This window comes from Agrobacterium vitis, assembly GCF_013426735.1.
GTDB classification, from domain to species: Bacteria; Pseudomonadota; Alphaproteobacteria; order Rhizobiales; family Rhizobiaceae; genus Allorhizobium; species Allorhizobium vitis_D.
In genome coordinates, this window is sequence record NZ_AP023272.1 from 1,269,242 (window position 1) to 1,292,682 (window position 23,441).

The window sequence follows — 23,441 nt, forward strand, 5'->3', positions numbered from 1 at the left end:
ACAGGCGGACAATATGAACTATACAAATGGAGTCAACTTTAAAATTGACAAATCCACGAAGGTTTTATTTGTTTAAAAATACCTTTAAAAGATATGGCTTTTAGAGGGTTTCAGGGAAAACCTAGAGTCTGTCTGGCTCAATCTGAACCTGACAGACTCTCAGCGAAGGAGATGCTGGGATGGAAAAAGGTCGGTGTGGCGCGGCGCGACCTTTCGGACAAATCGGTAGCAGCTTCTGGACGCGAAAACTTAAATTTGTCAGTGCGGTTATGCCACCCCTAGGCTAATCTCCTCCTGATCTTCAGCCGGAACGAACCCATAGACCGATAGATGGTCGGCAGCCCTCACCAGCATCTCGACACCCATGGGTGCAAGCGCCCTGCGCCAGAGGCTGATTGCCGTCTCGCCTTCATGAATGAAGCACCAGTTTTGGAAAGCCAAAGGCCCGGCGTCCATGGCGTCAGTGAGGTGATAGACAGTGCCGCCCGTAATGCGGTCTCCGGCATTTATGGCGTCCTCAATTGAATGACGCCCTTTGTGTAGAGGCAGCAGCGACGGATGATAGCCGATGGCGTGGGAGGCTATAGCTCTGACTCCCGCTGGAATGAAGACGAACGCGTGGGCGCAAATCAGCAGATCAACAGGGTGGCGGAGAAGCGGCTGCAAGCCTTCCGCCTTATAGCAGATAATCGGAATGCCCGCCTCTATGGCTGTCGTGTGTAATCGGTCTGTTTCGTTCGGGACCGCCACAAAACCGATCTCATACGATTGCCGGAGCTGGTCAAAGACCTGATGCGCCAACCACTTTTGGCCAATGATACCAATCTTCATGCGCGGATCTCCGTCCCGTCAATGTAGCGAAAGCCTTGGACAGCCCGGAAGTGGCCTCCGTAGCCTGTTTTCATGTTGCTGCCCTCGGCGCTTTGCCGTTTGCTCGCGCCATAAAGAACACTGGAAACTTGCGTCCATTTAGAGTCGCGGCGCAGTGCTGCCGCGAGACCGGGATGCGATGTGTGGAACAGTGTCGGCATCGGTAGCCCGAAGCGGTTTTGGCCCCGCCGCCATGCGGCGCAAACGGCATTTAGAAACCGCATGCCGACGCCCGCACCTTGCCATTCCGGCATGACGACCAGACGGCACGCACGCGCCTCGACCATGCCGGGCCGAGTGGAAAAGGCCACATGCGCAACAGGCTCACCATCGACAAAGGCGACGTAGCAAGTTGCTGCGATCATATGCGGCAGCTTCAGATAATGATGCGGCTCAAAATAGCGCCACCATTGCCAATTGGTCTGGCGGATTTCCACGGTGATCTTGGGCCGTTGCCGATGACACCTCCCGGTGAACTCACCTGTCGCTGTGTCATAGACCCAATCGGGGTCGAGCCAATCGATAATATCATAATGACAAGACAGCAGAACGGCCCGCCCTTTGGTGCGCCGCCACGCCTTGCCAAAGGCTAACGCCCCGACTTTGGCAATCTGCCGGTCAACGACACTGGTAAACTCATCAATGACAATCTCTTTGGGCTGATCACAGACGATCCGGGCAAGGTCTGCCCGGAACTTTTCGCCGTTAGAAAGCACGGCATAAGGCCGCAGCCAGCTTGGCACAGAGCCAAGCCCGACCGAGGCAAGTGCCGCCGTGGCGTCGTTGAAATCACCGTCGCGGGCAATCACATCAATGATCGGCTGATCGTTCGGCCACTCCAGTTTGGCAATGCGGTCCCCATCAAACATGTGTTTGCCGAGCGAAGTTTTGCCCGAACCGGAAGGGCCGACAATCAGGCCAAGGCTCCAGTCCATGTCTTCAATTGGCAGATCAGCCGTTAGATCAAAGCTGCTGCCATCCTCGACATTAAACAGGGATTTGACCCTTGCCGCGCGGTAGCTGTCGAAATCCGGGCAGGAATTGGTAATGGTCAGCTTCATGTCACCACCACCTTGATCTTGCAGGTGCGGATCGCGGTGAGTGCATCATAGAGCAACTCTTGGGCTTTCTCGTCTTCACAAATCAGAATGACGCCCTGCTGGTGGCGATGACGGTGGCGGTTTCTGCCCGGTGCTTTGGTAGGCAATGGCGGCAGGTCAGTTTCAGTTGGCATTATAAGCCGGTTCTCCGTTTGGCCGCTCCTGGCGATCTGGTACGGGCTCGGCTGGCCTCAAGTGATTGATGGTGCCGCAGCGGCGGCACTTTATTTCGATGTCCCCGGCGAATGCCCGCCCCGCCTTGAACAAAAGGGCGGTGCATGTGCCGCAACGGATATTTTTCATTTTCTAACGCTCAAGATTCCGATTATGACCGCGCTCTGCCTTCGGGCAGAACGGGTGGACAGTTGAGCGTGACTTTCTGTCGGACGGGGTTGGTCGCCAAACTAGACCCGTCTTCCGGGGCTTTGCCCCGGCACCCGGTAGCTATGCGAATTCAGAACTGCGCATAGAGATCGATCACGGCCTGTGGGCATTCCGGCCAGCTCGCGTCAGCCAGATAGTTCGCTTCCATATCTTCGGCCAACTCCGCGAACCGACCGCGCATGGCCGTCACCCATTCGATGGACTGGCTGGCGGCGGCAACGATGGCCTTTTCTTCTGCGGTTCGATTGGCTTCCGTTTTGGCGCTGATAGCGGCGGTCATCGACGTGACGTTCATTTGAGCCTCGGACGAGCCAACCGCATAGATGCGGCGGCGGCATTCGGCTTTGACTGCTTCCCGGTGCGAGAGTGCTTTGGCCTGCTTGATTACGGTATCGGGAACGCCAGCATCGGCCAGAGCCGACGAAGTGAAATCAACATACTGCTGGCCATTATGCTCAAGGCTGATCAAAGTTTCGGATGGGGTAGCAATTACGGATGTTTCTACGGTCATGGGGGCGAGCCTCTTAGAGAGCGGTGGCGTTGGAGCGATAGTTCACGACGGAGTTCGGATTGCCTCCTGATGCTACCCCTCCAAGAATATGGCCTTTGGCGCTGGCATCTATCTGAGCGTTTGAGAACCACAGTTCTACTGGTGAGACCCACCATGTGCCGAGTAGAACAGCGGCGGTCGCTGCGGCGTCAGCCGACAAGACGCCAGCCTGCATCGTAAACGTCACGCCGAAGTAGATGCTGAAGATATTTTTTCCGGTGGTGGTCGAAGGGACGTCAGGAATAGCGATCGATATGCCGTCTGCCCGCAAGGCGAGACGAGCATTAAACTCAATCCCCGCTGGATAAGTATCCCCGTATATGTTGGGCGAATTGTTTGCCAAAGGCGCGAAACTGATCTTTCGAATGGGGCGATTGCGTTCGCTCACCCCGTCCATTCCGCGAATTGTAAGCGCGACGGAATTCGTCCAAACCCTTTTGCGGAGCGTGACGTCCCCCAGAAGACTGATCGTCACGCACGGAACCTGTGCCGTCGCCTCGATAGCCCGGTCGAGTGTTAGAAATGCAGTCGTTGCGGTCAAGCCGGTGTTCGCGTCGTTTCCTTTTGTAGGGTCCACCCAAACCTCACGAGAAAGGGTTCCTGCCCCGTTAATCGCGGCTTGCACGGCGGCATTGATTGCCGCCTCCTTTGCTTCAAACGTGTTCAGCAATGCATTCGTGCGGGCAACCAATTGCGCAATGTCTTCAGTCAGGCTCATGTCGTGTCCTCTTAGGTGTTAGCGCATACGGGCGTTGATGGAGGCGATTTGCCGCCGCAGCTCGGCAAGCTCTGCCGCCTGCGTCATATGCCGGTTGAAATTGTCGGTGATGGCCGTGGCCATCCGGGCGAATTCGACGCCAAAAAACAGCGACAGGTCCACGCTCCCGGCCTGCACAGTGACGGCACCTTTAGGCAGAGCCTCCAGGGTCAGATCGAAAGCGGTGACGATGGGTACGCCGTCCGTCTTGTAGGCCAGTGGCGTGGCCGGATCGGACCAGACGGCGAGAAATGTGCCGTCGGACAGGATCATGCCGCATTCTTTAATCCAGAAGCTCGGCCCGGCATCGAGCAGGCCGGTCATGTGGACGGTGAAGTCACCGACCCAGCTACCGCCTGCAATCGGGATGCGAACCTTTTCGGATTTAAGCGCAGTTTCATCACCGGTTGGCGAATAGGCGCTATCGCCAAAGGCGAGATGCGAGACCTTGGCCGACAGGCCGTCGCGGCTGGCGTTAAAGACGGCCCGCATACCGGCGCGGGTCAGAACTGGGACAAGAGCTTTCATGTCCGCGCCTCCATTGTGGCGGTGATAAATTGAACGCTGGAACAGCCGACGAAAGCGGCAAGCGCAGCAAGCGGGTGTTGCGAGGTCGCGTTGGCTGAAGGGCGCAACACATGGGCGGCGGCTGCGGTGCTTACCGCGCCGATCCGCGCCTCAGGCATGGCCGTGACCGCCTGAGCGGAAGGTTTGAGAATTGTGGCGGTCTGTACCGCACCAGCCAGCCCGACCGACGACGAAAAGCCGACGCCAAGCTTGAAGTCGATCTCCTGCGACCAGCGCTGCACGGCGCGGATCACCCTCAGAACCGCATATTGCGTCTCTGATGTCAGCAATGCCTCCTGGCCTTCCAGCAGGTGGTTGTTGATGTAAGCGACGACCTCATGGGTGTCGTGGTGGCCGGGTGGCTGTTTTTGCCACCATTGCACCCAATCCACTGTCACGCCCAAGGCCCCAAGCGCCCGGCGAACACCGGCCACCGTGCCGGTCATGGCGTGAATATCTGGCGCACGAGCCAGCAATTGCCGGACATGGGTTTCTAAAAGCCCCGCCGTCATGAAATCGCTCATGCCAAGTTCGATGGTCATGATCGGTAGCAGTTTTGCGTCAACCGTCAGCGGGTCTTGAATGAGCAATGAGGAGGTTTGGAACTCGCCAAGGATAGACGAAAGCGTGGCAGCGAAGGCGCGGGAACGCTCGTCATTAACGCCGGGTGTCACCAGATCGGCGGGGATGAGATCAGACATCGGTCTTCACCACCATATTGAATGTCAGCGAGGCCAGTCTTGCAAACTGGTGCGCGGCCAAATCGGTGAAAGCAAAGCTAGTCAGGACCACGTCAGTCACGCCGGAAACCGCTGTGACCGCAGCGATAATCGCTGATGGAGCGACCTGTGAACCAAGGCTTTGAGTATAGGGTGTGAAGGCGGCAATCGCGGCGGCATGGCAGGAAGCCTCAAGGCCAGGAATTGCCGAAGTGCTCCGTATTGTCAGCCTCAGATTAAAATCCACCGGTTCCGGCGACAGAACCGTCACATCGTCGCCCATGGGCCGCAATGTTTCTGGGTCCAGATAGGCCAGCACCGCCGCCTTCAGCTCGGCACTCGGCAGGCCAGCGCGCATCAGCGGATAGATGTTGATTTTACCCGGCTCCGGGCGCACCACAGCCACATCGATAATATCGGGATCAACAGCCAGGGCATGTTCGCGGTAGCCGTTTTTCGGTCCGGTCTTGGCGATAGTGAAAAGAGCATTGACCACTCGCAGCCGGAACCGCTCGGCGTCCTCGATGTCGGAGCCGCCAGAAACCACCGTGATATTGGCGGCACTGGTGACATAGGCCACAGGATCAAGAATGTCTTTGACCGTGCCGACAGCCAGACCGTTCCAGACCGCGCCGCTCGTTTCAGCCGTCGCACTCACATCGCCGGTCAAAGCTCCAGCTGGAATGATCAGATCGGCGTCTGTGGCAAAGGTCACGGCATTGCCGGAGGCGACCCGCGTACCTTTCGCAATAGTGGTTTCGGCGTCCCGGACCGCCGAAAGTGTAAAGCGCAATGTGGTGCTGGCAGGCTGCGCCAGAAGCCGGAAGGTAGAGACGTCCGCGCCGCGATTTTCCAGATGCACACCCTCGGCAAAGACGGCGGTATTTTGCAGCGTGGCGGTCTGGGCGGCCTCGGCCAGCAGCGAATGGGCATAGGCCAGCACCTCAATGAGGTACATTTCCGTTTGCGCCGGGTAGAGCGTGCGACCGGTGATTTCCTCGAACTTGGCCTTGTAAGTCGCCTTCAGCACGGACGGATCGCGCTCAAAAAAGGAGGGCGCACCATTGGCGCGGAGATCCTCAATCGTGCGCTTGACGGGATCAGCCATAGGTGACCTCCGTCATCAGCAACTCGTCCATCACGCTTTCAATCGGACGCCAGGAGACCTGTGTCTTGAAATGCGAATAGGCCGTCATCGTTACCGTGACCTTCTGAACCACAATACGCGGCTCCCAAATGGTCAGCGCATCGGTGATTTCCCGCGTCAGGATCGGGACGCCCACGTCAGGGTGCTTGTCGATGGCGGAAAGCACATCGCAGCCCTTTTCCGGCTCAGTCGGGGCCGACCCCTTGGGGGTCATGATGATATTGGCAATCGACTGATGCAGGTCGTCCAGCGCCAGGACGACCGAGCCGAAAACATCGGCGCTCACGCCCGTTTCCGGGTTCAAGCGTGCCACTTTCAGGGACCAATGACGGTGGGTGATGGTGTCCTTGTCGATCATGCCGACAAGGTAGTGGTGGATAAAAACGAAAATGACCGGACTTGAGGTCCGGTCAGAATGGAGTGTGGTTAATATGACGGGATCACGTTAAGGAACAGCGAGTGCTATATTTTAAATTCCGAAATTACTCACTTTGACTTGGAATCTTCTCCACTGTCTCCCTGAAATTTAAACAGAGACTTATCCTTTAGGTCCAGTTTGAAGTCCTTGATGTCGCCTCTTAGAGCACAAGCACCTGTTAACTCACAAAGGGTTGCGATATTTATAATCACTTTTTCAGGACGATTTGACGGCTTCTCGGGATTGTCACTGGTGCGTTTAGTTTCAGTTTTTTCCTTGGGTGTGGTATTGCTCTTGCCGCTCGATTTTGCCGCTAAAACACTATATATGCCCTTTGACATATCTGCGGTCGTGATATTTTTGAATTTTACAACTATTTGATTGCCGGTGCTGCCTTCGGTGATATTCTGTGAACCAAGTGTTCCACCTATAATGCCTTCAGCAAGTCGAACATCAGATATTTTTAGTTCAGCATTATTGGTTGTTTTGGAAGACGCGGCAATATTGAATGTCACTGTGGCCTCGTCAGCCATCAAACCAGTTTTTTTATCAGGTGGAGAAATATCCTTAACATCTCGCAGCGTAGTAGCTACATCAAATATAGCTGCACGAAGTGTAATATTTGACGGATCTGCAATCTGTTTTGGCGTTGACGTTCCACAACTAGACAAAAAAACAGAATACAGAAGAATTACTGTTATTTTTTTCATTTGCACCCCCTTCTTTATATAATATAACATTTACATATTTTTTATTATTGTCGAGTCTTTTTTAAAGACATTTGGGGGAAATTAATAATTATGCGGGTGCGGATGGTTTGTGTGACGCATCAATTTGATACGAGATTATGTACTTATACTGAAATTGTCAGTAACAAGATGGCGCCAAAATAATGTCAAGGATGACTGAGTATGCTGTAATTATTGGCGAAAATGTCTAAGGATAAAAAGCTCTTCCCGTAAGTTCTTAAACTGGCCCAGTCGACACCCCACCCCCCGGAATAACCCCAGAATGCACATGATCATGCCCCACATTCTTACCATTGTGGGTCAAGCTCACGCTCTCCAGCACAATATTCGCGGCTTTAATCGTCACATCGCCCGCCGCCTCGACCGTCACTGAACCGGATGACTTGACGGCCATGTTTCCGCTGGCCGTGTCAATCACGATGGAGCCGCCCGGAAAGGTAATGGCCGTCACGTCATTGCTGTTTGCGGGTGGCGCATCCTTGGAATTGTAACGGGAGCCGATCAGGCAGCCAGCCTCACCCTTGGCATCCATCGCGCACCAAGCCTCGTCACCCTGGCCGGGCATTTGGAAGGCGGAAACGCCGGTGGCGGATTTGGCCACCACGTCGATCCATTGCGTAACCACCGCGTCTTCATCCTGAAACTGGACCTTCACCCGCATGGTCTTCGGGTCGCGGTCCACGACAACGCCGCGCCGCACGGTCGGGTTTTGCCGGTATTCGTCACTTGCGCGCATCGACCAACTCCGCATCTGTCGTGTAGCCGCTGCGCGACATGCTGTGGGTAGATCGGTCGATCAGGTAGCGGCCCGAATATTTCCCGAAGTCGGCCATATCCACCACCACACCGGCCAAAGCCCGCACATCGCCCACCAACGAGATCGAGCCGGAGCGGCGTTTGCGGTTTTTGAAATGCATTCGACTGCGGGCCATGGCTTTGGCGTGGGTCGGGCTTTCAACCCGCTCCCCGGTAATATTGAGCGTGTCGCCGGTCTTGACGTTGCTGTCTTCCTCTTCCTCGTCGATCAGCTCCTTGTCCCGGTCATGCATGTGCTTCACCTTAGCCTTGGAATAGGTCTCGGCGGTTTGCTCCTTCAGCCGGTAGCGCGTCAGGGTCGTGCCGATCTGCGTGAGGCTGATCGTCAGCGCTGCCGCACGGCCATCCACGGATTTGATGGAGGTGAAGATCGCCCGCTTTCCCCGTACGGTGAAATAATGACCGGTGTCTTCCGCCAACCGCGTTAGAAACTCCAGGTCTCGTTCGCGGCGTTGTGTGACCCGCTCAAAATTCATGCTTTCGATTTCGCCTTCCAAGGTCAGGCCATTTTCTTGAGCAACTTTGGAAACGATGGCGCGCAAGGTCTGCTTTTCAAAGGCGCGGGTTTTGGCGGTGCGCAATGGCTTGGAGATCGGCGCGGCCAGCCCGCGAATGGTCATCTTGTCACCGCCACGGTCGCCTTCTGCCTCCGGCTCGTCCATCTCGAAATCACCGCAGGGTAACATGCCGCCCAGGCCGTCAAAGATGGTCAAGGTCATCTTGTCGCCGGGCTCCGGCTTCCATGATCCTTTCCAGCGTCCATCCTTGTCTTGGACGGCCACGTCGATTTCGTCCACCTTGCCGTGGTGATTGTCGGTATAGGTGATGGACGTGGTTTCCGGGTCCAGTTCGGAAGATATGTCCACGCCCTGATAGATCAGTGAGAAGTATGGCCGCGACACCATCAGCTTGCTCCATAGGTTGGGTTAGCCGTTTTCCACGGTGGCAGCACATCGGCATTGGTCGCGGTCTCGGCGATGACCGGGATCTTCAGCTTCACGCCTTGGGGCAGGATCGCGGGCGGCACGGTGAGCGTGTCGAGATAAAGGTGGCGATTGGCTTCGATCAGCACGGTTTGCTTATACTGGTCGCCATAATAGCTATAGGCCAGCATATCCCACCGGTCGCCCGCGACGGTGGTGTATTCGAAATAATCGCCGGTCAGCTCGGTCATTTCTTCACCTCAGGGTTTGAGGAAGCCGACCCGGAAAGGGCTGGCGCACGAGACTTGGCGATAGACGTAATCAGGCTGAACAGGCCGCCCGCAATCGAGTCTTCCAAAAGGCCAATCGTTGCCTCGATCCGCACGGGCGAGCCGCTGCGATTGGTCTTGATGATCCGGCCAGAAAGGCTTTCAACGAGCCAGCGCTTCCCGTCAAATGACCCATTGCCCAGCACAAGCGGCATCGGGGTTTTTAACGCGAAGGCTGCTTCAAGCTTCGCCAGTTCGTCGGCTGGCTCGCAGAACTCCTCCGAGAAAAAGAAGGAAAAGTTGCGCGTGTCCAGTTCCTCGCCGATTTCCTGAAGCACCGGCTTGCCCCGTGTCGGGGCATGTTGCGCAAAGGTGTTGGCAAAGGAAAATTCTTGAGCAAGCGGAGCCGTGACGGGATCGATACCGAGCGGGATGGAGCCGAGAAGATAGATCATACATTCCTCCGGGCGCGACGGCGCTGTTCTTCGTCCAGCAGGTCGGCGAGCTGGCGGGCGCTGTCGCGCATCATCTTGTCAAACTCGGCTTTCATGTCGGTGCCCTGGCCAGCCTGCGCGGGTATGGTCAGCGTTGGGCTGAATTGCAGGGTGACAGGTGCAGCGGCACTGGCTGACTGTGGTGCGGCTTGCACCGACATGCGGGCAATCTGCGACCGCGCCACCTCGCTCTGGCTTTGGCTGGATACCGGGCTGGCGGCACTGGCCGGGGCGACCGTCGCGGGCGTGACATTGGGCGCTGCCACGGCAGGCGCGGTTATCGCCGCCGCTCCCATTGTGGCCAACGCCGCCGTCCGCATAGCCTTCACCATCGGCTCGGCGCGGATAGAACCGGCAATGGTCTCGCCAAACTTCAACCGGTGGATATCGGACAGCGGGCCGATCTTGGCGGGGGAAGATGGCAGATGATCGCGCATCGTTTGCGCCACCTTGGCAATCTCAGCCACGGCGACGGCAGATCGGGCGCGAATGCCTGCGGCCATCGTGTCCATCAGGGATGCGCCCTGGTTGTAGAATGAGACGCCAGACAGGAAAGCTTCCGCCTGTCGGATAGCGGCGGTGACGGCGGGCAGGATGGCCTTTGCTGAGGCGTCAACAGCCTGGAGCTTTTCCATGGCGGCGCTGGTGTCGATAGCGGCGACGGCCTGCATATCGGTTTTCAAGGTAGCGGTCGCCGCTGCCGTGGCCTTGATGGTGGCCGGATCGGTGACGGCGACCTTGGCTTCCTGATCGCCAAAAGAGAAGGCAGACTTGACCTTGCTCCACGCGCCGCCAAGGCGCGACGAAACCGCCTCTATTGCCACCATGGCCTTATCGCCAAAGGCTCCGATCCATCCCGCAACATCTGGCAGCGACGGCAGTTCTAACATGGGAATGTCAGGCCAGTTGAAGCTTGGCAAATCCGGCCACTTGAACGTGGGTAGGTAACGGGTCCAGTCGAGGCCGACGATGTACTGGCCCCAATCAAGCGCACCGGAAATGATGCCAGCCCAGGAGAAACCGGGGATGAAGTCCAGCCAGCGCAGCGGGAAAATCCAACTCACCCAATCGAGCGCGGCGATAACCTCGTCCCAGGTCAGGTGCGGCAGTGCATCCCATGCGTTCGAAACCACCGAAGCGACAGACGACCAGGCCGAAGACAAAGCCGCGACAGGATCAAAGCCAAGCCACGCCTTGATCGCGGTCCAAGCGGCGCTGGCACCTGCTGAAATCGAAGACCAGAGATCCACGAAAAACGCCTTGATCGGCTCCCAATAAACGTAGATTGCCACGGCGGCGGCCACGATGGCGGCAACAATCAAGACGATGGGATTGGACATCAGCGCTATGCCCATAGCCTTAAGCGCGATAGCGAGTTTCGACACGCCTGCGGCAATCCCGAGCAATGTCCCGGTGATGCTCATCCCCGCTAACGCGCTCATTAGCATCGACAGACCGATGGCGATTTGAACAAGGCCAGCAGCAGTCGAGATCAAGGCCGGGGCAAAGACCAATGCACCGAGAATGGCGGCAAGGTTTTCCCAACCTCCCACATAGTCGGAAGCGGCGGTGAGATGGCCACGCAACTTCTCGAACACCTCATAGGCCCGGTTGGCAAAGGCCCATGCGGTTTCAAGAACCGATACGATATTTTCGGAGATCCTCTTTGCCCAAGCATCAAAGGAGCCGTCTGCCTTCATCTGGTTGACCGTGTCGAGGAGAAACTTCAGCTTGCCTTTCATCCAGTCGAACAGTCCGGCATTCATGATGGCCAGTTGAAACTGGCTCCACAGATCGGCCAGATTGGACACCATCCCGGACCATGTGCCGGAAAGCTTTTCCATTGCGCCGCCGAATTTCTCAGCCCAGATTTGCATGAGCTTGGCTTGAATGGCGAGGCGGTCAGACGCCTTAACGGATGCCTTAACTGTCTTTCCGGCAGCGTTGGTGTATTCGTATGTGATCTTGTTACCGGTCTTGGAGGCGACGATACCGAATTCCTTCAGGCGTTCGTTTTCGCCCGTGACCGCATCGGCCACCGCCTCCACCGCTTGTTTGAGCGGCGTTCCCATGGCAGCGGATGTATCGCCCAGGGTTTTCAACAGACCCTTCGTCGGGTCAAGGCCACGGGTGCGCAGTTGCACAAAGGCCTCGTTGACCTCAGACAGTTCGTAAGGCGTCTTTGCCGCGAATTCCGCCACCCAAGCCATCGCGGTTTTTGCTTTGGCGCTGGAGCCTTCCGTGGTCTCCAAGATGGTCTGAAACTTCTCGAACTGAGCGGCGACATCGACCATGGATGTGGCGGCGACTGTCGCAACACCGAAAGACGTAACAGCAGCAGCCGCACCAATACTGCCAGCGAGAGCGATACCCCGGAATGCTTTTTGCCCACCAGATGCAAGTTGGCTGAAGCCGCCTTTTGCTAGCTGGATCGTTTGGCGATGGAGCGCCTGGACGGCACGGCTCGCAGCCTTTGCCCCATTCGATACCGCGCCGAAAGCCGACTGCGCTCCCGACCTGACAGCGGAAAATGCACCCCGTGCCGTATTCCCCATAGTGCGAAATGCTGACGAGGTCTCGCTAGCAGCCGCCGCCTGCTTTTCTGTTGCTTTGGTGGCCGATTCGGCAGCAGTCGCGGATTTCTTGGAGTTGGAGACGCTGGCGGCAGCGGTTGCCTTTTCCGCCGCCATGATCTTTGCCATGACCTTGGTGGCGCGGTCCACGCCCTCGAAAATCATGGCAAAGCGCATAAAAAAACCTCCGGTCAGTTGCCTGCCAGAGGTCGCATTTTCTTCGGGATAAATTGACCGGACATATGGTCCGGTCAGCTTTTAGAGGCATCACGAATGGCGCCTGCCTTGGCCTCTTCCAGCTTGATGGCCTCGTCATACCACCAGCCGAATTCTGATTCCGTCATGCCATTCAGATCGTCATGCGTCCAGCCCTTTTCAATCATGAAGAGGTGCTGGACGGGCAACGACAGTGTCAGGCCGCTTTCTCCTTTCCCTCATCTTCATCCTCGCCGAAGACTTCATTAATCAACGCCAGCGTGTCACCGGCTGGAACCAGTTCGGCGAGATCCGTGACGGTGAGCTTCTCGCCGTCAAACAGCACCGCCTCACAGATGAAAGCCGCTTGCGCTTTCGAGGTGTCGCCCTTGGCAATCCGCTGTGCCCGCATCCACAGGCCGTGATTGATGAAATTCGGGACGCTTGCGGTCACGCCGCATTCCTTCAAGGGGAAATCGTAAGAGCCGGATTTCGCGGCTTTGTTGGCCAAAAGCTTGGCGCGGACGCCCTTGAACTCGGTGGCGGTGTCTTTGTCGGTCATGGGATTATTCCTCGGTGTGCGTTAGAAATTTGAGGCTGAAGGTGGAAAAGGCTGGCCGCTACTTGGGCCAGACATCCTCGCCGTTGACGCGGTAGATGTTGTTCCAGGCGTCGAATTCGATGATTGGCGTTTCGCCGCCATAGACCGACTGCTTGAAACTGGTGATGGAAATGTCATGCTCCTGGGCAAGGTTTTCGCCCAGCTTGGCGGTGCGCCCACCGGTCTTCATCATCTGAAACCCGATATGGGTGATCAGCGTGTGAGACTGATCGGAGTTGAGGCCATCCGCGTCGAAAATATCGACATAGGAATGGATTTGTATCTTGTGCGTCTTGGTCGGGTTCATGATCGACCTCGACACTTCCTCGTCCAACCATTCGAAGCTGATCTTGCCTTCAATGGCCTCCACCGGGCGGCCCGGCAGTTTGAGGACGCCGATCTGCCCCAGCGTTTTGTGTTCGATCTCGGTATGGGCGATCTCGCCCATGTCCAGTTCGGCGACTCGACCGCAAACATCGACCTCGTTGATGTAGCAGTCGGCCTGGGTAATTTGTCCGGTTTTACGCGCCATGGTGTTTGTCCCTCTTATGCGGCCAGCGACAGGGCATCGGCGATGAACTTTGTATCGACGTAACTATCGACGGTGATCCGCTCCATCACGGCAATCGGGTGGCACTCGAATTTGTAGAAGAACCGCCCATCGGCAATCTGGGCCGCCGTGTTCTTCGCGGTATCGAAGCGGAAGCTTGCCCCGTAGAAAACGCCATCGGCGATCTTGGAGCGCAGATAGGAGTTCACCCCTTCCTCGACCGATTCGATGTTGGCGCGGGTGCCGATCTTGTCCACGTAGTTCATGAGGTAGAAGATGACGGACTCATGGGTCATGTCCAGGATGCGGCGCGCATGGATGAAGTTCTCGGCATGCGACGAGGAGGGATAAGCCGCCGAACGGTTGCCAAACGTTCGGAACCCGGTCGCAAACGAGCGCATGGCGGTGACGATACCCACTTCGTTGAGGAAATTGGTGTCGTTCTGGTAGTCGGACGGATAGAAATTGATCGCCGTTTCCAGATCGACCACGCCCTTGATCTCCCGGTTCGATGGGCTGTGGTGCCAGCCTTCGTCGAGATCCGTGGCGATGATAACGCCCGCCAGCCGCGACGACAGCGGGTCCAGTCGGGTTTCCGCCGCCCCGGTCGTGTCTTCAATGACGACATGCGGATAGGTCAGGATCACGCGGGGGCTGGACGTATTCGCCATGCCATTGGTCCCGCGTGTTTCCGCCGCCTGTTGCTTGGTCAGGCCAAGCGGCAGGTCGGCGATTGCCATCGCGTTGAGGCGAGAGGCCACCACATCCATTTCGGCGCGCACCACGGCGGAGGGCGAATAACCAGGCGCAATAATGATTTTCGGGAAATAGCCGAGGGTGTTGTAGCATTCGTATGCGCCGGAAAAGCCCCTGGCGACACCAGCAGCAGAAATGCCGCCATTGATCTCCTGCACCGTAACCGCCGCAGGATCGGGCGTCGTGCCTGATTTGTGCGTGTCTGGATCGAAGACATTGTTGACGATGATCGTGCCGCCGTCGCCCTGGTCGAAGATGGCGTCCAGGGCTGCGGGAATGGTGTAGCCCGCGACATGTTCGCCGAAGGCCGCAGCGCTTCTGTGCGGGTGCGGATGACAACCCGCTTGTTGATGTATTCGGCACGCTTTGCCGCCGTGTCATGGATGAGGTGGATTGGGGCCGTACCGTTGACATAGGTGACGGCGGACTTGACGTCGCGGACGACAGATACGCCGTCCTTATGTTCTACGACCTCCGGGCCGTGGTGAAACGTTGCGGCCATGATCAGGCTCCTTCCGAACCGGCATCGGCAACGGCAGGCGCGGCTTCGGCCTTAACGGTCTCGGCCACCAGTAGCTTTCGCTCGATGAGATTGGTGACGATGGGGTGATCCTCCGGCAGGTCGCGGTAGGACGTGCCAGGAAACAGCATCCGGCTCTCGCCCTCGATGTCGAGCGGCGTGACCGGGCCGGAGTAGAGATAGGACTGTCTTGCGGGTGTCTTTGCCATATCCTCGGCTTTCTTCAGGGGGTGGAAATGCCCGGACGCATGAACGGCGCGGGGGTCTGGTAGTTTCGGGCAACGGCGGGGATCGGCAGGGACACGCGGATTTCCCATCGCCAGACGCCGTCTTTTTCTTCGACCAATTGGTCGCGGATGATCATGGCAGGTCCGGCCCCGGCAAAGGCCCGGCCTTGGATGGCAAGGCGAATATCTTCGAGGTGGGCATAAGCGCCGCCTTCGCCGTGCAAAGATCGGACCAACAGAACCAATGAGAATTCCATGGCGCGGGCTTGGGTCGTGCTGACCGGCCCTTTGGCAGCGGTGAACCGTGACCCGGCATAATGCACGAGCAAGGCAGCGGGCAGCCCACTGAAATCATAGAGCGCCGGATCGTTCGGGAATGCCTCGACCTTGCATTGGCCGGAAACGCTGACCTTCAGCTCGGCAAGCAGTGCATCCTCTACCTGCTCAATGACGGTCGCTGGACGGGCCGTAATCAGCGCATCTGTCATGGCCGCCACCCGTAAAGCATCGAGCGAACCGGCGACGGCGGCACAATGGCCTGCGAACTGACGGACCCGGCCTCGCCATTGGTGGGCAGGCCCGCAATCGGCAATTCGAATTTGCCGGTCGCCACGGCCTTGATATTGGCCATGGCGGCGTCGTGCCGCTCTCTAACGGTGTCCGCGACTTGGCCTTGGCCGCCCGATTTATCCCGCAGGCGGTAGCGCGCCACATCGGCAATTAGGCCCTTGATGACGGGGGCCGTTACCTCTGGCGTCAGCGTCTCGATAACGGGATAGCGGGCGCGGGCATAACCGACAAAAATATCCTCGGCCCAGATGATGGCCGCCTCAATCTTGGTTACGTCCAGGCTGCGGCCAGCTGGGTCGTTAAGGTTGCCGATGCCCGCGATCTGCGAGACTTCGGCAAGCCCGAAGGCGGCGGTAAAGTCATCAACCGTTAGAAATCGCGTCATGGTGAGTGAGATCCAGTTTCGAAAGAAGAGCGGGGCGGCTGGGGCCACCCGCCCCGCTCAAAAGGTCCGGCTTGGAAGTTTTAAGGACGGACCTTATTTCGTGGCCTTGGCGGGCTTGGCGGCGGGCTTGTTCTCCGCGCCTTCGGTGGCGGGCGAAGCCTGCGCAGGAGCAAGCAGCTTTTCCAGTTCGGCCACACGGGCGTCTGCCTTGCCCAAACGGACAATCGCATCCGCCAGATCGGCGGTGAGGTCCTCGGTTTCCTGATCCAATTCGTCAATCCGACGTTGGGCGGTGGCAAGCTCTTCCGCCGTTTTGATTTCAAGCGTGGTGATCCGCTCTGCCACGGCAGCATCCACTGCCGCCTGGAAATCCGATGCAAGCGGTGTGTCCTGCATCGCCTCGGCCAGCGATTGCGCTACTTCGGGATTGATGACACCGGATGCAGCAAGCTGAAGGGCAAGCGTTGTGCTGACGGCGATGGTGGCCCCGGCAAGCTTGCGTTGTCCGCCGATTTTGGCGGGGCCGGTCAAGGTTACTGTAATGAGGTCGCTCATTTCGACCCCGCATTCTGGAAGAGAAATCCACCTTCAGCACCGGTCAGAATAGGACGGCGCTCAACCGTGGTCGGATAGACCCACGACTTGATAGGCCGCTCATAATAGGGCTGTTCGACCTGCGGATAGCCGGTCAGCTCATACGTATAGGCAAAGGACGGCACCTGAAAATTGTCGCCAGCTTCTGGGACATAGGCGAGGATCGCATCATCGCCCCAGACGTCATTGGCGAGAGCCGCATCGTCGGCGGTCTCCGGCAGATAAACCGCAGCGCCGATCACCACTTTCTTGACGTCGAAATAGGCAGCCAGCATGTCGGTGGAAATGCTGGCTTTCGAGGTATACTTAAACTGCTCCTTAATCTTGGGATGGCCCTTGAGGGCATTGCCAGCATTGGGACCAAGCGTAAGCGTGTTGGGATAGCGACCAATCGAGCGGCGGATCATCTCCTTGGCCTCGTCCAGGTCTGCCTTCGGATCGCTGTCCGGATCGGTCCAGCGATCCGCGCCGGTCAGCACCATCTTGTGGTTGGCGTCATAGTTGGCTGGGTCGCGGGCAATCCGTCCGCTATCGATCTCAAGATTGAGGTCGAGAACGTCAAGCACCATATTGACCGCACCCGCGCCGAGATCGATGCCCGGCACTGTCTCGGCTTCCTGTTGGTGTTCGGTCGGCACGATGCCTTCAAGTGAGTCCTGCACCAGCGAGACCGGGTCCGCCGCATAGCCATATTGCACCCGCTTGGTAGCGGAGCCAGGCGCACGGCGGGTATTGAGTTTGCGAAACGCCTCCTTGCCAAACTTGATAACCAGCATGGAACGGTTGGGGATCGAAACACGCGGAAACAGCGCGCTGGCGATGAAGGTGGAGTTGCGGTAGCCACGGGCATGAGTGGACAGGATCGGATTGACGACGGCAGCCGTCCGCTGGTTGAGAGCGCGAGTGGTCATGTGCGGTGGTCCTTAACGGATGAGGATGGTGACGAATTCGCCATCGGCTGCGGCGGTTAGCGCCACGGCAAACGGATTGGCGGCATTGGCGGGCGCGGCTTTGACACCACCGGCAGCGGCAGAGATCAGCTTTGCCCCTTTGGTGATGACGCCACGAGCGCGGACCCGGCCCGTGCCGATCATCATGACGGCGACATCGAGGCCGATCTCGGTGGCCGGATGATGGGCCATGCCCTTGACCGGAGCGTCGTCGCTCGTCACCTTGCCGTCATCGAAACCGATCAGGTCGTAAGCGTCGAAAAGTGTGGTGGCGGTTACTGTGTCCGAAAGGACCGGCTGAAAAAACTGCATAGCCTCGCCCTCCCTCAACCAACCGCCCGCACGGCGTCCATGTAGGACGTGCCGGGGTGCTGACGCTGATAGGCCACCGCCTTGTTGTGCCGCTCAAGACCGGCCTGATCGACCGGCTTGCCATCAGCCGCAAATGAGGCGGCGCTCTCGTCAACGCCCGTTTCCGGCATATCCATCGCCCCGAAAGACACGATCTTTGGCTGTGCGGCCAAAAGATCGCGCAGCGCCTGGGCGACTGGCACGGCGGCTTCATCAGCCGCAAATGACACGGTCGTTTCACCGGGAAAGGCATTCAAGACAGCGACGAGCTTGTCTTTCGAGGCAGGCAACAGCTTGCCATCACTAACGAGACCTTCCGCAAATGACACATTTGCAGCATGGGCGATTTTGGCCTCGCTGTCTTTGAGCCGCGCCTCACGGGCAGCAAAATCGGCTTCGCGGGCGGCGAAGTCGGCATTGGTCTGGACCACAACAGGCTCCTTTTTCTCTGGTGGTTGGGATGCAGGCGGCGCGGCAAAGGCCGGGCGGCTGGCGGGGGACTGGATTTCGGTTTCCGAAAGCCAATCGATCTGGAAACCGGGCAGAGCCTTGTCGGCGTCTTCCATGCCGAATTTGTCGATCAGGAATTCACGGATGCTGCGAAACAGGCTTGCGGCCTCTTCAAAGCCGCGCTCGCCAAAATCGGCGCTGACGGTAACGCTGCTTTCCGGGGCGGAAAACTGGACGTTCTTCAGGCCAGAGACCGCCGGGGCCGCGCCGCCGAGAAAACCGATATGGCGCGGATACCATGTGCCGGGAACGGGATTGGCCGAGGCTTCAGGCCGGAAGAATGACAGGCTGACTTTCTTATAGCGCCCGGCCTTTACGGCATCCGAGAACGCCGGATCGATCTCACCCACCGTCGCATAAAGCCGTTGGCTGCTTGCGTCATAGTCGAAACTCTGCGCCCAGCCATAGGCCGGGGCGTCCGTGGCCGGATGACCGACGACAACAGGAACAGGCGCGGTAAGAGGATCGTAAGCATCAGCCGCCGCCTTCAGGTCAGCGGCGCTATAGGTAATCGACGTGCCTTCCATCGGCGTGAACGTGCCGGGGCGGAAAACTTCGATGCGGGCGGTGGTGCTGGTCAGGGTGGTCTTGGTGGGTGTGGCAGAAGCGGTAGTCATCTCGGCTCCAGAAATCATCTGAAGCCACCATGCCGCCTTGCCCAAAACAAAAAGACCGGACATCAGGTCCGGTCAGTTCAATGCGTCTCGCAAGGCCAACATGCGACAATGAGTGGGGAGTTTCAAGCCCGCATGCAACTGTGGTGCAAGGATGCGCGCTGGATGGTGCCGTAGCCCGTTTCTAACGGGGGTCTAACGCGGGTCTATACACTTTTCTATAGAACGCTTAATCAAGTCGTTCGGCAACCTCAGCTGGGCTTCTTTAATGGATGAAGCCTACGTGTATCCCCACCGTTATTCCAATAGCTGCCGGTTTTGTCTCTGCTTGGCCAACCATACTCATTGCAAACTAATGCCCCGGCCAACGTTTCCACTAAACGAGCAAACTTGAGGCCATCGTTAGGATATAGCTCGAAGGCTAGATTGTTAAAATGTGCACCCATAACATTGCGCGTTTGAGCAATTTCCTTAACGCCGTCCAAAATAGGTTTTATTTCAATTTCGCTTACAATCGACCCGCCCACTGTTGAATTGTCAATAACTTGTACTCGTAAAGAGGTAAGCAGTTTACCGTTAATCGCCGGAAGCAATTCCCCCAAAGTGTATTTGTCTGCAACCCGACGCGGTACAGCGCATCCATATGTCAAAGTTAGAAAATCTAGCAATGCCTCAAGGACCACTCCGGCCTTACCACAAACGGCTTGAATATCCGGATTTGGATCAGCCAGCATCACTCTAAGTTTCTCAACCTCGGGAAGAGAGTTTATGAGTGAAATCCCGTCATTCAATGTCCATTGCTTTAATTCCACAAACTGGCATGGTTGACTAGGCTTCAGTACCCCCCAGCGAAACTTCTCCCGCCATGGGCGATAGTGGGTGGTAACAATCGTATGAAAGAATTTTTGAGACATTTCATATATTGTTCCAATGACGCGTTCCACGTGAGGTTCATCAACACTACCGAGGACGTCGTCTAAAATTAATATTGTTTTATCTGGCTGGCCTCGCATTGCAAGCGCGAGAAAGACACATAAGCCTAGAGTATCCAGATGTGACTGACTAAAATAAGCTTGTGGGGGAACACCCTTTCCTGAAAATTGCGCTCCAAGCTCAATAGATGCTCTCTTCTTCGGGTCTAAAGCGAAGGAAATTTTCGCAAGTCCTTCGCCTGGGTGAATAGTCTCGTACAAATTACCCACTTCTTGGGCGATATCACCTATCACCTTTTCAGTGAACTTCTGTCTTTCTTGAATGCAAATTTCCAGTGCTTTTTCAACTCTAGGGATTATTTCATCTAAAGCCATTCTTTGGCGAAGATTCTTATCATATCTATCTGAGGCGGCTCTTAACGCAGCAAGAAATTTACTTTGGTCTATCCAAGACGCTTCCAGTTTTGCCCATTCATTACTCAAGTGCTCGTTTTCAGCTATCCATAATCCTATCAACAAGTAATCTTGCGGAGGGAGTTTTCCCGGTAGGTTTAACTTGTCTTTCCAAGCTTCATTGGAAATTGCTGTTTCGAAAATCTCCACAGCATTCTTATATTCCTCTTTGAGTTGAGTGATGGCCTTTTCAGCATTTGAGAGATTGTCAACGGACTGCTTGTGCTCATCGCTTGCTTTACGGAACCCTTCAAGTTTTCTCAGCCGATTAGCAATATCTTCCCCCATAACATCAATACGATCTTGGCTTCGGCAAAGGGGGCACTCATCTGTATCAGGATGACTATTTAGATAGTTTTGACCAGCCTGTAGGACAGCCAATATATTTGAGGCATCCTGCGCTAGGCCGTAGACTCATAACGATCTGATCCAAATTCTTGCTGCTGCCAATTTGACAGCGGCGAGAAAGTTCAATGGGTCTTTGTCGTAACGGGTTGCGATGCCTCTGAACTGTTTGAGTTTGCTGAAGAAACGCTCAACGAGATTGCGCTGTCGGTAAACCCATTGGCTGAAAGGGAAGCTTCCCTTCCGATTGCTCTTGGCAGGAATATTGGCCCATGCCTGCCTTTGCTTTGCAAATGCTCTGATCGCGTTGGTATCGTAGGCCTTGTCCGCCAGCAGGATCGCACCCTTGGAGATTGTCTGTAACAATGGTTCTGCCATGCGACCATCATGGGCTTGACCGGCTGTGAGTGCGAGACGGATCGGTCGGCCATCGGCATCGACAACGGCGTGGATTTTGGTGGTCAAGCCGCCACGGGAACGTCCCATGCAGCCATCGTGTTGATCCCCCTTTTTCCCGTGGCCGCATGTTGATGAACACGGACACAGGAGCTGTCGATCATAACGATATCGCCGTCGAAAGCCTTGGAAATCTCGCCCAGAACATGATCCCAGACACCCGCCTTTCGCCATCGCACGAACCGGTTGTAGCAGGTTGTATATGGGCCATATCGATCAGGAACGTCTGCCCAGGGTGAACCTGTCCGAAACCGCCACAAGATGCCGTTGATCACCCGCCGGTCGTCAACCCGTGGCACCCCACGCGGCTTGTTGGGTAACAAGGGCTGGATGACAGTCCATTCGAAATCGGTGAGATCAAACCGGCGACGGGTCATGAGAGGCCTCCAAATCAAGCCCTCAGTGAATCAAAATCAGGCCGATTTGCAAACCCGGTTTATGAGTGTGCGGCCTAGTTCGGTTGCCTCGCTTTCCAGTTTATCCCGAGCAGCAGCTAAATTTGACTGTGCTAGCTCTAACGAATGAAGGCGCGCTTTCTGGATATCGACATTTTTCTTTAATTCATTAAATGCGTCCCGAAGCTTCGCAAGCTCGCCAATATTTGAATCGAGACCATCATTAGCTTCAGAAATATTCTTTTTCGCCCATGATATCGGCGTTAAATTTTCTGGCGATCCAGCGGCTTGAAAGAAACCGTGAAGCTCTTCGAGACTTTGCTTTTCTGCTTGTTTTGAATTCTCTTTCCGCTCTGAGATCAATTTTATTTGTTTACGTAAATTATCTTCAGATACCTCGAAACCCGATATGTCCACAAATCTCTTGATTTCATTATATCTTTCCGCAGGTTTTGCCTCAATGAGGCGCAGCATTTGCTGCCGCCGAAGCAACTCAATTTTTGGACTCTTCCCTGCAGGAGTTACTTCAACCGATTTGCCGTTTAATTTTCCACGAAATGTTTCTGCGCTTGTCTCTAATTCAACAAGTAAATCTGCCGGCTTTCTCTTCGCTGAATGCCAAAACTTTTCAAGAGCGTTCCCCAACCCATAATTTGATATCGATGAGACGCGTTCGTTAGCGAGAAACTCGAAAGCATCACATATGGTCGTTTTACCAGTGCCATTTTCACCATAAAGGAGTGTCATTTTCTTACCCTTCTCAAAGGGTAGAGTGAATGTCGAAGACGAACCCCGGAATGCTGTGATGGTAAGGGACTTTAATGAGGCTGGAGGGGTCACTTGTTACTTTCCCCTTTGCTTGATTGCTCGACCTCAATCTCCCAATCGTTTCCCGTCATTTGTCCGGAAGAGATTTTTTTCGCTAAATTTTTGCGGCTCTCTGACCGAATTAGGCCAGATTCAATCAGAAGGTCGACAACGTCATTAGATAGCTCTTCTGACGGAAGCAGGGGAACAGTCATTTTTGCTCCTGGATTTTTGCGTGAAGCGTTAGAAAAATCTATCTATGATTGTTTTTTGATTCGCGCAAATGCAAGGCACTCAGCAGAACAGGACTTTTTTAGGGCTTATATTTGGGTCAGTAATGTAATTAAATGGAGCGAGCACGTTCGAATTAGTAACAACAATCCTAACGGCAATTGATTGATTGATTGTCATTATTCTGCCGCCAGCCACTCTTCAGCAATAGTCACCACCTCTTGCTCGTCAGCCGTTGTAAGCCCAAGATAAGGCCGCGCCGGGATGGTGACTTTCTTGCCCCGACCAGCATCACCACCAAACTGATGAATGGCAGCGTAAATTAGGCTGGAGCCGATACGAACGTCTGTGTCACTGGCTTGCATATTTATGGAATTCATCAGATCGCCGGAAGCCCGCAAAATGGAGTTAGGCGAGTGGCCATATTTTTTCTCGCGCTGGTCACGGGTTGTTTGCGACAAGACTTTCCAGCGGGAGCCGTCCGGAGCGCGCTCATTTTCAAAGTTGTCCTTGACTGAGTTGAGCAGGTGCTCACCGACGTTTTTGTAAAAGCCTGCCGGGCGTTGCATCTTGCCGATCAGTTCGGCCAGCTTTGCCCGCATGTCCCGGTCGTCAATGATCGCCTTGTAGCTGATACCGGTCATCTCGACTTTTGCTCCTGGT

Annotated in this window: 33 protein-coding genes; 1 reads left to right on the top strand and 32 read right to left on the bottom strand. The window is 56.0% G+C overall.

The genetic code is table 11. The annotated features are described in order from the left end of the window. Window positions 1-267 precede the first annotated feature (267 nt). The 20 genes from H1Y61_RS05600 to H1Y61_RS05690 all read right to left on the bottom strand — a co-directional run bounded on the left by H1Y61_RS05600 (window position 268) and on the right by H1Y61_RS05690 (window position 14,596). Window positions 268-831, bottom strand: a complete 564-nt coding sequence (locus H1Y61_RS05600) for a formyltransferase family protein (protein ID WP_180573967.1) — start codon at window positions 829-831, stop codon at window positions 268-270. Continuing rightward, on the bottom strand, window positions 828-1,931 hold the full coding sequence (locus H1Y61_RS05605; protein WP_180573968.1) for a GNAT family N-acetyltransferase: 1,104 nt from the start codon (window positions 1,929-1,931) through the stop codon (window positions 828-830). Before H1Y61_RS05605 ends, H1Y61_RS05600 begins: the two co-directional genes overlap by 4 nt. Then, entirely contained in the window at window positions 1,928-2,104 is a 177-nt protein-coding gene (locus H1Y61_RS05610; RefSeq protein ID WP_180573969.1) for a hypothetical protein, read from the bottom strand. Before H1Y61_RS05610 ends, H1Y61_RS05605 begins: the two co-directional genes overlap by 4 nt. Then, complete coding sequence (locus H1Y61_RS27070) at window positions 2,094-2,273, bottom strand: Com family DNA-binding transcriptional regulator (protein ID WP_156634138.1); 180 nt, start codon at window positions 2,271-2,273, stop codon at window positions 2,094-2,096. The genes H1Y61_RS05610 and H1Y61_RS27070 overlap by 11 nt, the downstream gene beginning before the upstream one ends. 151 nt (window positions 2,274-2,424) lie before the next feature. Next, window positions 2,425-2,865, bottom strand: a complete 441-nt coding sequence (locus tag H1Y61_RS05620) for a hypothetical protein (RefSeq protein WP_180573970.1) — start codon at window positions 2,863-2,865, stop codon at window positions 2,425-2,427. Window positions 2,866-2,878: 13 nt separating this feature from the next. Beyond that, complete coding sequence (locus H1Y61_RS05625) at window positions 2,879-3,622, bottom strand: hypothetical protein (RefSeq protein ID WP_180573971.1); 744 nt, start codon at window positions 3,620-3,622, stop codon at window positions 2,879-2,881. 18 nt (window positions 3,623-3,640) lie between these two features. After that, window positions 3,641-4,189, bottom strand: coding sequence for a phage tail-collar fiber domain-containing protein (locus H1Y61_RS05630; protein WP_180573972.1), 549 nt, complete (start codon window positions 4,187-4,189; stop codon window positions 3,641-3,643). After that, entirely contained in the window at window positions 4,186-4,929 is a 744-nt protein-coding gene (locus H1Y61_RS05635) for a phage tail protein I (RefSeq protein ID WP_180573973.1), read from the bottom strand. Before H1Y61_RS05635 ends, H1Y61_RS05630 begins: the two co-directional genes overlap by 4 nt. Beyond that, window positions 4,922-6,055 (bottom strand): baseplate J/gp47 family protein, encoded by a 1,134-nt coding sequence (locus tag H1Y61_RS05640; protein ID WP_180573974.1) that lies wholly within the window; start codon window positions 6,053-6,055, stop codon window positions 4,922-4,924. Before H1Y61_RS05640 ends, H1Y61_RS05635 begins: the two co-directional genes overlap by 8 nt. Further along, on the bottom strand, window positions 6,048-6,452 hold the full coding sequence (locus tag H1Y61_RS05645) for a GPW/gp25 family protein (protein ID WP_180573975.1): 405 nt from the start codon (window positions 6,450-6,452) through the stop codon (window positions 6,048-6,050). The genes H1Y61_RS05640 and H1Y61_RS05645 overlap by 8 nt, the downstream gene beginning before the upstream one ends. A gap of 128 nt (window positions 6,453-6,580) precedes the next feature. Then, a complete protein-coding gene (locus H1Y61_RS05650) occupies window positions 6,581-7,222 on the bottom strand; it encodes a hypothetical protein (RefSeq protein ID WP_180573976.1) in 642 nt (213 codons plus the stop codon). Between the two features lie 256 nt (window positions 7,223-7,478). Beyond that, entirely contained in the window at window positions 7,479-7,997 is a 519-nt protein-coding gene (locus H1Y61_RS05655) for a phage baseplate assembly protein V (protein WP_180573977.1), read from the bottom strand. After that, window positions 7,984-8,982 (bottom strand): phage late control D family protein, encoded by a 999-nt coding sequence (locus H1Y61_RS05660; protein ID WP_180573978.1) that lies wholly within the window; start codon window positions 8,980-8,982, stop codon window positions 7,984-7,986. The genes H1Y61_RS05655 and H1Y61_RS05660 overlap by 14 nt, the downstream gene beginning before the upstream one ends. After that, window positions 8,982-9,251 carry a tail protein X gene (locus tag H1Y61_RS05665; protein ID WP_070166637.1) on the bottom strand — a complete coding sequence of 90 codons (270 nt, stop codon included), beginning with the start codon at window positions 9,249-9,251 and terminating at the stop codon, window positions 8,982-8,984. The genes H1Y61_RS05660 and H1Y61_RS05665 overlap by 1 nt, the downstream gene beginning before the upstream one ends. Further along, entirely contained in the window at window positions 9,248-9,724 is a 477-nt protein-coding gene (locus H1Y61_RS05670) for a phage tail protein (RefSeq protein WP_180573979.1), read from the bottom strand. Before H1Y61_RS05670 ends, H1Y61_RS05665 begins: the two co-directional genes overlap by 4 nt. Beyond that, complete coding sequence (locus H1Y61_RS05675) at window positions 9,721-12,513, bottom strand: tape measure protein (RefSeq protein ID WP_180573980.1); 2,793 nt, start codon at window positions 12,511-12,513, stop codon at window positions 9,721-9,723. Before H1Y61_RS05675 ends, H1Y61_RS05670 begins: the two co-directional genes overlap by 4 nt. A 74-nt stretch (window positions 12,514-12,587) precedes the next feature. Further along, window positions 12,588-12,719 carry a hypothetical protein gene (locus H1Y61_RS26940; RefSeq protein ID WP_268883983.1) on the bottom strand — a complete coding sequence of 44 codons (132 nt, stop codon included), beginning with the start codon at window positions 12,717-12,719 and terminating at the stop codon, window positions 12,588-12,590. A 29-nt stretch (window positions 12,720-12,748) separates the two neighbouring features. After that, a complete protein-coding gene (locus H1Y61_RS05680) occupies window positions 12,749-13,093 on the bottom strand; it encodes a hypothetical protein (RefSeq protein ID WP_156634165.1) in 345 nt (114 codons plus the stop codon). A gap of 58 nt (window positions 13,094-13,151) precedes the next feature. Then, window positions 13,152-13,664: a phage major tail tube protein gene (locus H1Y61_RS05685; protein WP_156537607.1), complete on the bottom strand. Its 513-nt coding sequence runs from the start codon at window positions 13,662-13,664 to the stop codon at window positions 13,152-13,154. 14 nt (window positions 13,665-13,678) lie between these two features. Then, window positions 13,679-14,596, bottom strand: coding sequence for a phage tail sheath family protein (locus H1Y61_RS05690; protein WP_235680837.1), 918 nt, complete (start codon window positions 14,594-14,596; stop codon window positions 13,679-13,681). Window positions 14,597-14,632: 36 nt separating this feature from the next. On the opposite strand from H1Y61_RS05690, the gene H1Y61_RS26660 reads away from it, so the two are divergent. Further along, window positions 14,633-14,854 (top strand): hypothetical protein, encoded by a 222-nt coding sequence (locus tag H1Y61_RS26660; protein ID WP_235680838.1) that lies wholly within the window; start codon window positions 14,633-14,635, stop codon window positions 14,852-14,854. A gap of 88 nt (window positions 14,855-14,942) precedes the next feature. On the opposite strand, the gene H1Y61_RS05695 is transcribed toward H1Y61_RS26660, so the two are convergent. The 12 genes from H1Y61_RS05695 to H1Y61_RS05750 all read right to left on the bottom strand — a co-directional run bounded on the left by H1Y61_RS05695 (window position 14,943) and on the right by H1Y61_RS05750 (window position 23,422). Further along, the gene (locus tag H1Y61_RS05695; protein WP_070166643.1) at window positions 14,943-15,167 is read right to left on the bottom strand and encodes a hypothetical protein; all 225 of its coding nucleotides are present in this window, start codon (window positions 15,165-15,167) and stop codon (window positions 14,943-14,945) included. 14 nt (window positions 15,168-15,181) lie between these two features. Further along, window positions 15,182-15,673 carry a Gp37 family protein gene (locus H1Y61_RS05700; protein WP_235680839.1) on the bottom strand — a complete coding sequence of 164 codons (492 nt, stop codon included), beginning with the start codon at window positions 15,671-15,673 and terminating at the stop codon, window positions 15,182-15,184. Next, entirely contained in the window at window positions 15,670-16,140 is a 471-nt protein-coding gene (locus tag H1Y61_RS05705) for a phage protein Gp36 family protein (protein ID WP_180573982.1), read from the bottom strand. Before H1Y61_RS05705 ends, H1Y61_RS05700 begins: the two co-directional genes overlap by 4 nt. 93 nt (window positions 16,141-16,233) lie before the next feature. Further along, window positions 16,234-16,695 carry a hypothetical protein gene (locus H1Y61_RS05710; protein ID WP_180573983.1) on the bottom strand — a complete coding sequence of 154 codons (462 nt, stop codon included), beginning with the start codon at window positions 16,693-16,695 and terminating at the stop codon, window positions 16,234-16,236. Then, complete coding sequence (locus tag H1Y61_RS05715) at window positions 16,692-17,645, bottom strand: major capsid protein (protein WP_180573984.1); 954 nt, start codon at window positions 17,643-17,645, stop codon at window positions 16,692-16,694. The genes H1Y61_RS05710 and H1Y61_RS05715 overlap by 4 nt, the downstream gene beginning before the upstream one ends. A 12-nt stretch (window positions 17,646-17,657) precedes the next feature. Next, entirely contained in the window at window positions 17,658-17,996 is a 339-nt protein-coding gene (locus H1Y61_RS05720; RefSeq protein WP_180573985.1) for a capsid cement protein, read from the bottom strand. Between the two features lie 14 nt (window positions 17,997-18,010). Beyond that, on the bottom strand, window positions 18,011-19,162 hold the full coding sequence (locus H1Y61_RS05725; protein ID WP_235680840.1) for a hypothetical protein: 1,152 nt from the start codon (window positions 19,160-19,162) through the stop codon (window positions 18,011-18,013). A 248-nt stretch (window positions 19,163-19,410) separates the two neighbouring features. Further along, on the bottom strand, window positions 19,411-20,925 hold the full coding sequence (locus tag H1Y61_RS05730; protein WP_180573986.1) for a coiled-coil domain-containing protein: 1,515 nt from the start codon (window positions 20,923-20,925) through the stop codon (window positions 19,411-19,413). 33 nt (window positions 20,926-20,958) lie between these two features. Beyond that, window positions 20,959-21,722, bottom strand: a protein-coding gene (locus H1Y61_RS05735) for an IS5-like element IS869 family transposase (protein WP_139192301.1) whose coding sequence is annotated in 2 segments (ribosomal slippage) — window positions 20,959-21,407 and window positions 21,407-21,722 — 765 coding nt in all. Because the reading frame shifts where the segments join, the coding sequence is not laid out codon by codon here. A 36-nt stretch (window positions 21,723-21,758) separates the two neighbouring features. Beyond that, window positions 21,759-22,580: an AAA family ATPase gene (locus H1Y61_RS05740; protein ID WP_180573987.1), complete on the bottom strand. Its 822-nt coding sequence runs from the start codon at window positions 22,578-22,580 to the stop codon at window positions 21,759-21,761. After that, complete coding sequence (locus H1Y61_RS05745) at window positions 22,577-22,762, bottom strand: hypothetical protein (protein WP_180573988.1); 186 nt, start codon at window positions 22,760-22,762, stop codon at window positions 22,577-22,579. Before H1Y61_RS05745 ends, H1Y61_RS05740 begins: the two co-directional genes overlap by 4 nt. Before the next feature lie 195 nt (window positions 22,763-22,957). Then, window positions 22,958-23,422 carry a phage virion morphogenesis protein gene (locus H1Y61_RS05750; RefSeq protein WP_180573989.1) on the bottom strand — a complete coding sequence of 155 codons (465 nt, stop codon included), beginning with the start codon at window positions 23,420-23,422 and terminating at the stop codon, window positions 22,958-22,960. Window positions 23,423-23,441: the final 19 nt, after the last annotated feature.